Source organism: Microbulbifer sp. JSM ZJ756, assembly GCF_044383805.1.
GTDB classification, from domain to species: domain Bacteria; phylum Pseudomonadota; class Gammaproteobacteria; order Pseudomonadales; family Cellvibrionaceae; genus Microbulbifer; species Microbulbifer zhoushanensis.
In genome coordinates, this window is the sequence record NZ_JBISER010000001.1 from 219206 (window position 1) to 232259 (window position 13054).

15 protein-coding genes are annotated in these 13054 nt (G+C 61.3%); all 15 read left to right on the top strand.

Annotated elements, in window-relative coordinates:
* Nucleotide 1 precedes the first annotated feature (1 nt).
* The 15 genes from plsX (at nt 2) to bcp (ending at nt 12585) form a co-directional block, all read left to right on the top strand.
* Nucleotides 2-1036 (top strand): phosphate acyltransferase PlsX, encoded by a 1035-nt coding sequence (gene plsX / locus ACH6CX_RS00955; RefSeq protein ID WP_232942346.1) that lies wholly within the window; start codon nt 2-4, stop codon nt 1034-1036.
* Between the two features lie 24 nt (nt 1037-1060).
* Complete coding sequence (fabD, locus tag ACH6CX_RS00960; RefSeq protein WP_396674349.1) at nt 1061-2005, top strand: ACP S-malonyltransferase; 945 nt, start codon at nt 1061-1063, stop codon at nt 2003-2005.
* Between the two features lie 17 nt (nt 2006-2022).
* Nucleotides 2023-2778 carry a 3-oxoacyl-ACP reductase FabG gene (gene fabG / locus ACH6CX_RS00965; protein WP_232942350.1) on the top strand — a complete coding sequence of 252 codons (756 nt, stop codon included), beginning with the start codon at nt 2023-2025 and terminating at the stop codon, nt 2776-2778.
* Nucleotides 2779-3001: 223 nt separating this feature from the next.
* On the top strand, nt 3002-3238 hold the full coding sequence (gene acpP / locus ACH6CX_RS00970) for an acyl carrier protein (protein WP_067080870.1): 237 nt from the start codon (nt 3002-3004) through the stop codon (nt 3236-3238).
* A 196-nt stretch (nt 3239-3434) separates the two neighbouring features.
* Nucleotides 3435-4676, top strand: a complete 1242-nt coding sequence (fabF, locus tag ACH6CX_RS00975) for a beta-ketoacyl-ACP synthase II (protein WP_232942352.1) — start codon at nt 3435-3437, stop codon at nt 4674-4676.
* A gap of 63 nt (nt 4677-4739) precedes the next feature.
* Nucleotides 4740-5501: an aminotransferase class IV gene (locus ACH6CX_RS00980; RefSeq protein WP_237061417.1), complete on the top strand. Its 762-nt coding sequence runs from the start codon at nt 4740-4742 to the stop codon at nt 5499-5501.
* Nucleotides 5495-6592, top strand: a complete 1098-nt coding sequence (mltG, locus tag ACH6CX_RS00985; RefSeq protein WP_232942356.1) for an endolytic transglycosylase MltG — start codon at nt 5495-5497, stop codon at nt 6590-6592. The genes ACH6CX_RS00980 and mltG overlap by 7 nt, the downstream gene beginning before the upstream one ends.
* 2 nt (nt 6593-6594) lie before the next feature.
* Nucleotides 6595-7215 (top strand): dTMP kinase, encoded by a 621-nt coding sequence (gene tmk / locus ACH6CX_RS00990; protein ID WP_237061418.1) that lies wholly within the window; start codon nt 6595-6597, stop codon nt 7213-7215.
* A 37-nt stretch (nt 7216-7252) separates the two neighbouring features.
* Nucleotides 7253-8278 carry a DNA polymerase III subunit delta' gene (locus ACH6CX_RS00995; RefSeq protein ID WP_232942360.1) on the top strand — a complete coding sequence of 342 codons (1026 nt, stop codon included), beginning with the start codon at nt 7253-7255 and terminating at the stop codon, nt 8276-8278.
* A gap of 80 nt (nt 8279-8358) precedes the next feature.
* Nucleotides 8359-8709, top strand: coding sequence for a PilZ domain-containing protein (locus tag ACH6CX_RS01000; protein ID WP_232942362.1), 351 nt, complete (start codon nt 8359-8361; stop codon nt 8707-8709).
* Nucleotides 8710-8716: 7 nt separating this feature from the next.
* Nucleotides 8717-9493 (top strand): TatD family hydrolase, encoded by a 777-nt coding sequence (locus ACH6CX_RS01005; protein WP_232942364.1) that lies wholly within the window; start codon nt 8717-8719, stop codon nt 9491-9493.
* 27 nt (nt 9494-9520) lie between these two features.
* Nucleotides 9521-10150 (top strand): dUTP diphosphatase, encoded by a 630-nt coding sequence (locus ACH6CX_RS01010; protein ID WP_233006746.1) that lies wholly within the window; start codon nt 9521-9523, stop codon nt 10148-10150.
* 87 nt (nt 10151-10237) lie between these two features.
* Complete coding sequence (locus ACH6CX_RS01015; RefSeq protein ID WP_232942366.1) at nt 10238-11218, top strand: malate dehydrogenase; 981 nt, start codon at nt 10238-10240, stop codon at nt 11216-11218.
* Nucleotides 11219-11405: 187 nt separating this feature from the next.
* On the top strand, nt 11406-11924 hold the full coding sequence (locus ACH6CX_RS01020) for a DUF2244 domain-containing protein (protein ID WP_237061419.1): 519 nt from the start codon (nt 11406-11408) through the stop codon (nt 11922-11924).
* Between the two features lie 184 nt (nt 11925-12108).
* A complete protein-coding gene (gene bcp / locus ACH6CX_RS01025) occupies nt 12109-12585 on the top strand; it encodes a thioredoxin-dependent thiol peroxidase (RefSeq protein WP_232942370.1) in 477 nt (158 codons plus the stop codon).
* Nucleotides 12586-13054 lie beyond the last annotated feature (469 nt).

Sequence of the window (13054 nt, forward strand, 5' to 3'; positions counted from 1 at the left end):
CTTGTCCAGCCAATTACGATTGGCCGTGGATGCGATGGGCGGGGACTTAGGTCCCCGCTCTGTCGTTCCGGCCTGCGTCAGGTTTCTCCAGCGTTTCCCCGAGGCGGAGCTGAAGCTCTTCGGCCCCCGCGAACTCCTTACCCGGCTCCTTGAGGAGCAGCACAAACCTTCCCTGATCCGTCGCCTGCAGGTGGTGGACTGCGAGCAGGTCATTACCCAGCAATGCAATCCCATCCAGGCGGTGCGCCGCAAGCGTGATTCTTCCATGGGGCGCGCGTTACAGGCGCTCGCGGATGGCGAGGTGCAGGCCGTGGTCAGCTCTGGCAACACCGGTGCACTGCTGGCGCTCTCCCGCAGTATCCTGGGGACCATTGACGGCGTCCGCCGGCCGGCGCTGGGCAAGTCCCTGCCCACTGAGAGGGGGTCGTGCTTCCTGCTCGACCTGGGTGCCAATATCGATTGTACTGCCGAGGACCTGCTCCAGTTCGCGCGCATGGGTATTGAGGCCCAGCGTGTGCATGCGGACAAGTGCGACCTGCAGGTGGCGCTGCTCAATATTGGTGCCGAGGCGCACAAGGGTACCGAGGAGATTCGCCGCGCGGCAGAACTTTTCGAGGCCGACCCGGAAATCCATTACGCGGGTTTCGTCGAGGGGCACGATATTTTCACCGGGCGCGTGGATGTGGTGGTCTGTGACGGGCTGCTGGGAAATGTGGCAATGAAGTCCGCCGAGGGCGTCATTAGACTTATGGGTCAAAAAGCGTTTACGATCGAGAAAAAGACGCCGTTTAAGCGTTTTTTTGGCCAGTTAGCCATAAAGCTGTTGCGAAAATGGCGTACACAGGTGGAACCCGCCCGCTATAATGGCGCCAGCTTTTTAGGGGTGAGGGGCAACGTAATCAAGAGCCACGGTGGTGCCAGCAGTGAGGCATTTTTCCGGGCCATGATTACCGCCAAAGAGTGCGCTGATGCGGATCTCGCCGGCCGGGTAGGCCGCGCCATGTCAGAGATGCACCGGCAGGTCCCGCACCAATAATGCAACCAGGTGTAAGGATGTCCCATGACCAATGCAAGGCTCGCATTCGTCTTTCCCGGCCAGGGTTCCCAGCAGATTGGCATGCTGGCCGAGGCCGCGGCTGAATTTCCGGAAATCCGGTCCACTTTCGAAGAGGCTTCAGGGGTGCTCGGTTACGACCTCTGGGATCTCTGCCAGAACGGCGAACAGGCCGCAATCAATCTCACCGAACGTACGCAACCACTGCTGCTGACAGCCAGTGTCGCCCTGTATCGCGCCTGGAGCGCGAAGGGTGGTGCCCGCCCGGCATTGATGGCGGGCCACAGCCTGGGTGAGTGGTCCGCGCTGGTGTGTGCCGGCACCCTGGCGTTTACCGATGCGGTGGCCCTGGTGCGTGAGCGCGGGCGCCTGATGCAGGAAGCCGTGCCGGCGGGCGAGGGCGCCATGGCGGCGGTGATCGGGCTGGATGATGCCGCGGTGGAAGCAGCCTGCAGCGAGGCTGCCCAGGGTGAAGTCGTCACGGCTGTGAACTATAACTCGCCCGGCCAGGTCGTAATCGCCGGCAGCAAGGCTGCCGTCGAGCGGGCAATCGAGGGCTGCAAGGCCGCGGGTGCCAAGCGCGCCATGCCGTTGCCGGTCAGCGCGCCGTTCCACACCGAGCTGATGCGGCCAGCGGCGGAAAAGCTGGCCCCAAAGATCGAGCAGACTGAGTTTCACGTGCCGGAAATCCCGGTGGTACACAATGTGCATGCGCGCAGGGAAATGGATCCCGCGGCCATCAAGTCCCTGATGGTTGAGCAGATCTACAGCCCTGTCCGCTGGACCGCCTGCGTGCAGGCGATGGCGGCGGATGGCGCCGAGCAGCTGGTGGAGTGCGGCCCGGGCAAGGTTCTTGCCGGGTTGGCGAAGCGAATCGACCGCGGCCTTACCGCAATGAATATTGAAACCCCGGCGCAGCTTTCCGAGGCGGCGCTGGCAACCGCTGAATAAGCGATCCTGGAGCAGTAATGACAATAACAACGTCCCTTAACGACAGGGTTGCCCTGGTTACCGGCGCGAGCCGCGGCATTGGCGCCGCGATCGCCGATACCCTGGGCAGCCTGGGCGCCACGGTGATCGGCACCGCGACCAGCGAGGCCGGCGCTGAGAAGATCAGTGCCCGCCTGGCGGAAAAAGGCATAAAGGGTGCGGGCAAGGTCCTGGATGTGACCAGTGCCGACAGCCTTGCCAGCCTGCTGGCGGCGATTAAAGAGGAGTTTGGTGCGCCCACCATCCTCGTCAATAATGCAGGTATTACCAAGGACAACCTGCTGATGCGGATGAAGGATGAAGAGTGGGCGTCGGTCATCGACACCAACCTGAGTGCCGTCTACCGTGTCACCAAGGGGTGCCTGCGGGATATGACCAAGGCCCGCTGGGGACGCATCATCAATATCAGTTCCGTTGTCGGCAGTATGGGCAATGCGGGCCAGAGCAATTACGCCGCCACCAAGGCCGGTGTGGCTGGTTTTGCCCGCTCACTGGCTGCCGAGGTCGGTTCCCGTGGTATCACCGTCAATACCGTGGCGCCCGGCTTTATCGATACCGACATGACCCGCGTCCTGCCGGAGGAGCAGCGCGAAGTGCTGATGAGCAAGATTCCCCTGGGTCGCCTCGGGCAGCCCGAAGAGATTGCGTCGGTTGTCGCATTTTTAGCCAGTGAAGCCGGTGGCTATGTGACCGGTGAGACCATTCATGTGAATGGCGGCATGTACATGGCTTGAGTTGGTTCTCAAAAACCAACCCTAACTGATTGATTGATAAAGATTTTATAGAGTAGTTTATGGCTGGGGCCGGCGGTGCATTACATACCGGAGAAATCAGGGTACAATGCCGCCTCGCATTAACCATAAGCTGTGTGAGCCGGTCGTTATAACCGCATCAAACAGCGGCTTAAAAGAATAACGACTAATACAGATTTTCATCCACTAGGAGTTAAATTGAATCATGAGCAGCATTGAAGAGCGCGTCAAAAAGATTGTTGCTGAACAACTGGGCGTAAAGGAAGAAGACGTAAAGCCTGAAGCCTCTTTTGTTGAAGATCTGGGCGCTGACTCCCTCGACACAGTTGAGCTGGTAATGGCCCTGGAAGAGGAATTCGAGACCGAGATTCCGGACGAGGAAGCCGAAAAGATCACTACTGTTCAGCTCGCCATCGATTACATCAAGGAAAACCTTGGTTAATCCGAGCTGGATGGAATAAGGCCGGGTCGACACATGATCGTCCCGGTCGCTTGAATATCGCGAGAGCCGTTCTATGTCCCATAGTTCGGCTCTCCTTTTATTGCCACTAGGAAAATGTGACTGCCGGATTGATCTTCGTCCGTAGGCCGCACGTAGAAAGTCCGTCAGTGCAGTATTGATTTTCGGGGGAGCAACAGTGTCGCGCAGAAGAGTAGTCGTAACCGGCATGGGCATGGTGAGCCCGCTGGGCAATACCGTAGACGAGACCTGGGCCGGGGTGCTGGCGGGCACCAGCGGTGCCGGACCGATCGAGTCTTTTGATGTTTCCGCGTTTTCCACACGTTTCGCGGCGACCGTAAAGAATTTTGACCCGACGCCCTACATGCCCGCGAAGGAAGCGCGCAAGATGGACGACTTCCTCCAGTACGGCATGGTTGCGGGTATCCAGGCAATCGAGGACAGCGGCCTGGAAGTCACTGAAGAGGATGCGCCGCGCATGGGAGCCTGCATCGGCTCCGGTATGGGCGGCATTGGCGCGATCGAGGATAATGCTTTCCTGATCGCGGAAAAGGGCCCGCGCCGCGTCTCCCCGTTCTTCGTGCCGGGAGCCATCATCAATATGGTGTCCGGCAACCTGTCGATCAAGTACGGCCTCAAGGGGCCCAATCTCTCCACCACTACTGCCTGCACTACCGGTACCCATGCCATTGGCCTGGGCCTGCGCACGATCCAGTACGGCGACGCTGATGTGATGGTCTGTGGCGGTGCAGAAATGGTAACCACCCCGGTAGGACTGGGCGGCTTTTGCGCGGCGCGTGCACTTTCCACGCGCAATGACGATCCGAAGTCCGCCAGCCGTCCCTGGGATCGCGATCGCGATGGTTTCGTCCTGGGGGAGGGCGCCGGTGTCCTGGTGCTTGAGGAGTACGAACGTGCCAAGGCTCGTGGTGCCAGGATTTATGCCGAGCTTACCGGGTTTGGCATGAGTGGCGATGCCCACCATATGACTTCACCGCCCGAGGACGGCGCCGGTGCCGCGTTGTCGATGCGCAACGCCCTGCATGACGCCGCCCTGACGGCAGGCCAGGTGCAGTACATCAATGCCCACGGCACCTCCACCCCACTCGGCGACAAGGCGGAAGTAGCGGCGGTGCGCTCGGTATTCGGCGATGTGGCGGAGCAGCTTGCGGTAAGTTCCACCAAGTCCATGACCGGTCACCTGCTGGGTGCGGCCGGCGCTATCGAGGCTATATTCTCTGTCCTCGCCGTGCGCGACCAGGTGGCGCCGCCCACCATCAACCTCGACAATGTCGACGAAGCCTGCAGTGGTATCAACCTGGTGCCGTGGGAGGCCCAGAAGATGGACATTGACGCTGTGCTGTCCAACTCTTTCGGTTTCGGTGGCACCAACGGCTCGCTCGTCTTCAAGCGTGCCTGATCCTGTTGTCCCCGTCGCCGCGAGGCGGCGGGGCGACGCTTTCCCTGGCCCGGTGCCCTCCCTGTGAACCTGCCCCTGTATTTCCGCAATGGAATCCCCGCCAGCGAGCTCCCGCCGGATGCCGGGCTGGGGGATGGCCTGCTGGAAACCATGCGGCTCGACCGCGGTTGCGTCCCGCTCTGGTACCTGCACCGGCGGCGGCTGTTGCGCAGTGGCCGGGTTACGGTTGAATCTCTCCGTGAGGTCGAGGCCCTGTTGCAGGAGCTGGGCGAGGTGCCCGGCGCAGCCAGGTTGCGCCTGCGGCTGGCTGCCGGGGCGGCGCCTCCCTACTGGGACCTCGCGGTTCATCCGCTGGATCCGCGGGAGGGGATGCAGGGAGTACGGCTCTATCTGAGCGAAACACGCCTGGAAGCCACTGAAACTGCCAACCCCGGCTGCAAATTGCTGCAGCGCGGGCTGTATAATCGTGCCAGCGCCGAGCTGCACGATTCCGGGATTACGGTTGATGCCCTGCTGCGAGACCGCGCCGGAAGGCTAATTGAGACTACCCGCTGCAACCTGCTGGTGCATTTGGCTGGCGACTGGCTGACGCCCGACCTGGGCCGTTGCGGTGTGCGGGGGGTGATGCGAGACTGGCTCGCGGAGAGGATAGCGCTGCACGAGGTCGATATTGATAGGGCCGCGCTCGAGCAGGCCGATGAACTGGCGCTCTGCAACGGTGTGCGCGGTGTGCTGCCGGTAGTAGAGCTGGATGGGCAGGTACTGGGGCCGGCCGGGCCGGAGACCCGCAGGTTACAGCAGTTAGTGACGGAAGAATTGTGGTAAAGAAAAACAAGCGTGCGAAGCAGGAAAAGCCGGCAAAGGCCACACCAAAGCGAGGTGGAAGGGCCTGGCGTTACCTTCTGCTGGGTACAGTCCTGGCGCTGGTGGCGGCAGGTGGTGCCCTCTGGGCCTACCAGAAAAGCCTGGTTGAGCCACTGGCCGTGGGCGAAGAGGGCCTGCGTTTTGAGGTGGCCAGCGGTGGGAGCCTGTCGAAAGCGCTCGACCAGTTGCACAGTGAGGGTGTGGTCAGCCTGCCCAAAGTGGTTCTGCTCTATGCCTACTACATGGACAAGACCGGAATCCACGCCGGGGAATACCTGCTTCCGCATGGCAGCAACGCGATGGACCTGGTGGAGCGGCTGCACACCGGGGATGTCACCCGCTACCGCGTGACCCTGGTGGAGGGCTGGACTTTCGCCCAGGCCCTGGCGCAGGTGCGGGCCGGTCGCAATATAGTCCAGACCGAGGTAGCGGCCGAGCCGGGGACCGCGGCCGAAGCCCTCGGCTTTGAGGGCGAGAGCCCTGAGGGCTGGATTTTCCCCGATACCTACATCTATCGCTCGGGCACCAGCGATATCGAGCTGTTGCGCCAGGCCTACCAGCGTATGCAGAAAGTGCTGGATGAGGAGTGGCAGGCACGGGACGAGGACCTGCCTTACAGCAGTCCCTATGAGGCACTGATCATGGCCTCGCTGGTGGAGAAAGAAACCGGGCAGCCATCCGAGCGCGATGAGATTGCCGGGGTATTCGTGCGCCGCCTTAACAAGGGCATGCGCCTGCAGACAGACCCCACGGTGATCTACGGCCTCGGTGAGGATTACGATGGAAACCTGCGGCGCGTGCACCTGCGCCAGGCGACCCCGTACAATACCTATGTAATCGACGGGCTGCCGCCCACTCCCATAGCCCTGCCGGGCCGGGAGGCCATCCGTGCGGCCCTGAACCCGAAGGACGGTGACAGCCTCTACTTTGTTGCCAAGGGCAACGGCTATCACCACTTCTCCGCGACGCTAGCCGAGCATAACCGGGCAGTGCGCGAGTACCAGCTCAAGCGCCGTGCGGACTATCGCTCAAGCCCGGACAAGGGAGAGTAATCGTGCGGGGAAAGTTCATCACGCTCGAAGGCGGTGAGGGCGTCGGCAAGTCCACCAACCTCCGGTTTGTGACCAGTTGGCTGGAGGAGCAGGGTATTCCCTTCGTGCAGACCCGGGAGCCCGGTGGCACGCCGCTGGCAGAGCAATTGCGAGAGCTGCTGCTTAGCCACCGCGAGGAAGCGGTGGACCCCACAGCAGAATTGCTGATGGTTTTCGCCGCGCGGGCACAGCACCTGGCCGAGGTCATACGGCCGGCCCTGGCACGGGGCGAGTGGGTGATCTGTGACCGCTTTACCGACGCCACCTATGCCTACCAGGGCGGTGGCCGGCAGCTGGACCGGCAACTTATCGCGCAGCTCGAACAGACTGTCCAGGGCGACCTGCGCCCCGACCGGGTACTGTTGCTGGACCTGGATCCAGAGCTGGGGCTTGAGCGTGCGGCCAGCACGGGCGCCGCTGACCGCTTTGAGAGCGAACAGCTTGCCTTCTTTCGCCGGGTGCGGGATGCCTACCGGGCGCGCGCGGATGCTGCCCCGGACCGCTATGCGGTGATCGATGCGAGCCAGCCACTGGAGCAGGTGCAGGCGGGCCTACGGCAGCACCTGGAAGCGCTCGTCTCCTGAGGGCGGGCAGAGGATTATTCGCGGGAGCAGCACACGCGTGTCAGACACCACATCAGCGAGCACCAGTATTCCATCTCCCCTGCCGTGGCAGGGGGAGCAATGGCAGCGGCTGGGCGCCCAGTGGCGCGCCGGGCGATGCCCCCATGCGCTGCTGCTGAGCGGCGCGGGTGGCCTTGGCAAGCGGCGCTTTGCCGAAGCCTTTGCAGCACTGGTGCTGTGCGAACAGCCCCGGGACGGGCTTGCCTGCGGGGATTGCCGTGGTTGTCGCCTGTGGCAGGCCGGCTCGCATCCTGATTTCCTGAGGGTGGAACCGGAAAAACCCGGCGGTCCGCTGAAAGTCGAGCAGGTGCGCCAGCTGGGCAGTTTTGTCAGCCGCACCAGCGGCCGGGAAGGCGCGCGCGTCGTCTGGCTGGCACCAGCCGAGGCAATGAACGTCAACGCTGCCAATGCGCTCCTGAAAAACCTCGAGGAACCGGCACCCGCTGTGCTGTTCCTGCTGATCTCGGACGCTCCCTCGGGCCTTTTGCCCACTATCCGCAGCCGCTGCCAGACCGTGCCGTTCCCGGCACCATCCCCGGACGTAGCGTTGCGCTGGCTGGGAGAGGGCGGCCTGGACGGGCAGGGTGCCCAGCGCGCCCTAGATCTTGCTGGTGGTGCTCCGCTGCTGGCCCTGCAACTGGCGGATCCCGAAGCACGGGAGGCGCGCGAGCAATTTCTCACCGACCTGACTGAGCTCACCCGCGCTAGCGCGAGTGCGGTATCCCTTGCCGGGCGCTGGGAGAATCCCCCGGAGGGCGTGGCGCTGACGCAGTTACTGCAATTCTGGCAACACTGGGTGGCGCTGATGATGCGCGCTCGCAGCTGTGACCTCACCGCCGATGAACAGGTCGTTGCCCTGTTGCAGCGGCTGCCCGGTACAGGGACCGAAAGCCTGCGATCCCTGTTTGCCTTCAGCGACCAGTTGCAGCAGGCCCGGCAGGGACTGGTGGGCGGCAGTAACCCGAACAAGCGCCTGTTGCTTGAAGAACTGATGATCCGCTGGTCCAGGCTCTTTTCCGCCTGACCGGGCGGCCGCTTCTGGACAGCTTTGGCGTGCTCGGCTAACGTAGCGGCAAATACAACGACAACAATCGAGGATGGACTATGACCGCCATGGGAGGGGGAGCCCGGGGTATCCTGACGCTCAAGATCCAGGACAAGTCGGTGCTCTATGCTGCCTATATGCCGTTCGTGAAAAACGGTGGCTTATTCCTGAAAACGGACAAGCCCTACAACCTGGGCGATGAAGTCTTCCTGCTGTTGAACCTGATGGACGAGCCAGATAAGGTCCCGGTGGCCTGCAAGGTGGTCTGGATCACACCCGCCGGTGCCCAGGGCAACCGGTCCCCGGGTGTGGGGCTGCAGTTCACAGACAAGGACAACCAGGCGCAGAGCAAGATCGAAACTTACCTGGCCGGCTCACTGGAATCCAGCCGGCCAACCCACACGTTGTAACTGATACATGATTGTTGACTCCCATTGCCATCTCGATCGGCTGAAACTCGACAAGTTCGACGGTGACCTGAGTGCCGTACTGGACCTGGCCCGCGAGCGCGGCGTGCACAAGTTCCTGTGCGTGGGGATCAGCCTGGACAATGTCGACCGGGTGGTGGAGATTGCCGGCCAGTATCCCGATGTGGTCTGCTCGGTGGGCATCCACCCGCTGGATGTGGACTCGGGACTGGCCACCGAAGAGCGGCTGATCGAGCTTTCAAAGAAGCCCAATGTGGTGGCGCTGGGTGAGACCGGCCTCGACTATTACTACAGCACCGATACCCGGGAGACACAGCGCGAGAGCTTTGCTGCCCACCTGCGGGCTGCCGGTCGCGCCGGCCTGCCTGTGATTGTGCACACCCGCGATGCGCGCGAGGATACCCTGGAGCTGATTCGCGAACATGGTGACCCGGACCATGCCGGTGTCCTGCACTGTTTCACCGAAAGCTGGGAAATGGCGCGGGCGGCGCTCGACCTGAATTACTACATTTCGCTTTCCGGTATCGTGACATTCAAGAATGCCGAAGAGCTGCGTGATGTGGCCCGCAAGCTGCCGCTGGAACGACTGCTGGTGGAGACCGATTCTCCCTACCTGGCGCCGGTTCCCTATCGCGGCAAGCCGAATATCCCGGCCTATGTGCGCGAGGTAGCGGAATTTATTGCCGACCTGCGCGGCCTGGCGCTGGAAGAACTGGCCGAAATCACCACGGACAACTTTAACCGACTTTTCCCCCGGGCTGCCTGAGCCCGCACGCAGGAAATATCCCCGATGATGCAACAACAGCTGCAGGCCATGCTGGCCCTGCAAGACGAGATCAATACGCTGGTTAACAATAACTGGCGTGAGCAGAACTTTGCCTGGTACCGCGCTATCTGGATAGAGAGCGCCGAACTGCTGGATCACTATGGCTGGAAGTGGTGGAAAAAGCAGCAGCCGGATATGGACCAGGTAAAGCTCGAATTGGTGGATATCTGGCATTTCGGCCTAAGCCTGGAGCTCCAGCAAGGGGCGCCGGAGAAAGTTGCCACCGATATGGCAGCCGAGCTGGCCGCAACGCGTCCCGGGCAGGGTGACTTTCGCGAGCATCTGGAGGCTTTCACGCTGAACACCCTGGCCAGCAGGCAATTTGACCTGGTTGGCTTTGCCCAGCTACTGGCGGACACCGGTATGACCTTCGACGAGCTCTACCGCCGCTATGTCGGCAAGAACGTCCTCAACCGTTTCCGGCAGGACAACGGCTACCAGGATGGCAGCTACGTGAAGAACTGGGATGGGCGTGAAGACAACGAGCACCTGGCAGAACTCAGCACGGCCCTGGACGCTGCCAGCAGTGATTACAGTGACCAGCTTTACCGGGCCCTGGCCAGCCGCTACGCGGAATCCACTGCTGCTTTGGTATGAACCCGGGAACATTCCCGGCGGGCCGCAGGTGAAATTTATCCGTAAGTCTCTATAATGCGGGCCGCTTACAGACGAGGGAGAACTATCGTGAAAGCACCTGTACGTGTTGCTGTGACCGGCGCCGCCGGCCAGATCAGCTATTCGCTGCTGTTCCGCATCGCCTCTGGCGAAATGCTGGGCAAAGACCAACCGGTTATCCTGCAACTGCTGGAAATCACCCCGGCCCTGGAAGCGCTCAAGGGCGTGGCCATGGAGCTGGAAGACTGCGCCTTCCCGCTGCTGGCGGGCATTGTCCAGTCTGATGACGCCAACGTCGCCTTCAAGGACGCACAGTACGCCCTGCTGGTCGGTGCCCGTCCCCGTGGCCCGGGCATGGAACGCAAGGACCTGCTGGAAGCCAATGCGGCGATTTTCTCCGCACAGGGCAAGGCGCTGAACGACGTGGCTGCCCGCGACGTGAAAGTGCTGGTGGTGGGCAATCCCGCCAACACCAATGCGCTGATCGCCCAGCGCAACGCGCCGGACCTGGATCCCCGCAACTTCACCGCCATGACCCGCCTGGACCACAACCGGGCCCTGTCGCAGCTGGCTAACAAGACTGATTCCAGCGTCAACGACATTACCCACATGACTATCTGGGGCAACCACTCCTCCACCCAGTACCCGGACCTGCACCAGGTCAAGGTCGGTGGGGCCAGCGCCATGGATAAAGTGGAACAGGACTGGTACGAGAACGACTTTATCCCCACCGTGCAGCAGCGCGGCGCGGCGATCATCAAGGCTCGCGGTGCTTCTTCCGCGGCGTCCGCTGCCAATGCGGCGATTGACCATATGCGCGACTGGGCGCTGGGCACCGCCGAGGGTGACTGGACCAGCATGGGTGTCTTCAGTGACGGTTCTTACGGCATCCAGGAAGGCCTGATCTACTCCTTCCCGTGCACCTGCAAGAACGGTGACTGGGAAATTGTCCAGGGCGTCGACATCAATGATTTCTCTCGCGAGAAGATGTCTGCCACCGAGCAGGAACTGGCGGAAGAGCGCGACGCTGTAGCGCACCTGCTGCCGTAACCTGTCCAACGCCACCGGCCGCCATCAGCATGGCACCGGCCCGGTATCGGACAGAGAAGAGCCCGCACCTGTTGCGGGCTTTTTTATGCCTGCCCGGCAGGGATACAGACCCGCTACCGGCGGCATTTTTGGCTCCCGGTTCGTCCTGACTACACTTGGGGATAAGTAGTATCAGGAACCCAGAACCATGGTTACTGAAGTCGGTCGCGTCTCCCGTGCCAATGCCTGCATCCTGCTGCAGCCCAACCAGTCACTCTCAAGCTCCGGAAACCTGTGGGTATTTATCTCCCTGCTGGCCGTATCCTTTGGGATCAGTGCCGCCTTTGCACTGGCCGGCGCATGGATGATATTGCCATTCGCGGGCCTGGAAATGCTGTTGCTGGGCATTGTGCTGTTTTATGTCTACACCGAGGGCTCGCGTCGCGAGGTGATCCGCATTAACGGGGAGCGCGTGGTGCTGGATTGCTCCAGGGGGCACCGGGAGCAGTCTGTCTATCACCGGGAGTTTGAGCGGGACAGCCTGGTAGTCCTGGTGCGTATCGACAGTGATACGGAACCGGCATCAATCAGTTTCAGTGGTCCGGAAGGGTGCCTTGAGATAGGTGACTTCCTGACAGATGCCGAGCGCGCCGCCCTGGTGGAAAAGCTCAGCCAGTGTGGGATTTTTGCCCGGCGGGAGCGGGGATACAGCCTGCTGGAGCTGTGACGCCACCGCTGTATCCCCCTGGGCGTTCAATCCAAAAATACATGTGTCGGGTGGATAAGGGCTGCCGGGCAGGGGCCTAGCGGGGTTTCACATGGCGGGTGAAAACGAATTCCGTGAGCCGCATGCGCGGCTCCGTTATAATCCCGCTGCGCTAAAATAAACATGTTTAATTCAGGGGGTATCTGTGGCATTTCCCAAAATCGGCAATCTGGCACCGGCGTTTACGCTGAAAAATCAGGACGGCGAAAAGGTTTCACTGAAGGACTTTCGCGATAAAAAAAATGTGGTCCTCTATTTCTATCCCAAAGCCCTGACACCCGGCTGCACTACCCAGGCCTGCGGAATCCGTGACAGTGCGGAAGAGTTTGCCAGCCGTGACACGGTGGTGCTGGGACTCAGCCCGGACCCCGAGGCCAAGCTGCAGAAGTTCATCGAGAAACATGAGCTCAATTTCGACCTGCTGGCCGATGAGGACCACAAGATAGCCGATAAGTATGGCTGCTGGGGCCTGAAGAAATTTATGGGCCGGGAGTACATGGGGTTGCTGCGTACCACCTTTATCATCGACAAGAGTGGCCGGCTCCGCCATATCATCGATAAGGTCAAGACCAAGACCCACCATGAAGACGTGCTGGGCTGGATTGACGAAAACCTGGCCTGAGGTCAACCGCGGGGCCGCAGGGTTGAGTAGGGCGCCGCGGTCCCGGCCCGGCGCCCGGTTCCCCCGCAGTATCGTCCCGGCAATATCGCAAGCGTTCGATCATTCCTGACTTTCCTTGATAAGCTGGTCCGGCGCGCATTCATCTGACTTTCCCGAGCCTGCTTTCAGGTTCAGTGAACCTGTTGTCGCCCTGTCAGTGGGTCTTTTTTCCTACCGTTATTGTCTTTCTGGCGCCCCAGCTCACGTGGATTTCAGCCAGTAAGATGTCATTTATGTGTTTTAAAAAAAAAGTTGCCTGTCGCGCCTTGCATTCTCCGTGATTGGTCTATACTGGCTTGTGTAAAGAAGCGCCGGCACAGGGAGCCTCCCTGGAAGGATGTTGCCGGAGGTAAGGTTAGTTTTTGTACAGTTCTGCGATGGATTCGAGGTCTGTTTCAAGTGTATCCCCGCAACGGGTGGTATTCGGCTC

Bases quoted from the DNA above. Each gene is read 5' to 3' on its own strand.
- fabD (WP_396674349.1), top strand. From the start codon at position 1,061: ATGACCAATGCAAGGCTCGCATTCGTCTTTCCCGGCCAGGGTTCCCAG.
- fabG (WP_232942350.1), top strand. From the start codon at position 2,023: ATGACAATAACAACGTCCCTTAACGACAGGGTTGCCCTGGTTACCGGC.
- acpP (WP_067080870.1), top strand. From the start codon at position 3,002: ATGAGCAGCATTGAAGAGCGCGTCAAAAAGATTGTTGCTGAACAACTG.
- ACH6CX_RS01000 (WP_232942362.1), top strand. From the start codon at position 8,359: ATGACCGCCATGGGAGGGGGAGCCCGGGGTATCCTGACGCTCAAGATC.
- ACH6CX_RS01005 (WP_232942364.1), top strand. From the start codon at position 8,717: ATGATTGTTGACTCCCATTGCCATCTCGATCGGCTGAAACTCGACAAG.
- ACH6CX_RS01010 (WP_233006746.1), top strand. From the start codon at position 9,521: ATGCAACAACAGCTGCAGGCCATGCTGGCCCTGCAAGACGAGATCAAT.
- ACH6CX_RS01020 (WP_237061419.1), top strand. From the start codon at position 11,406: ATGGTTACTGAAGTCGGTCGCGTCTCCCGTGCCAATGCCTGCATCCTG.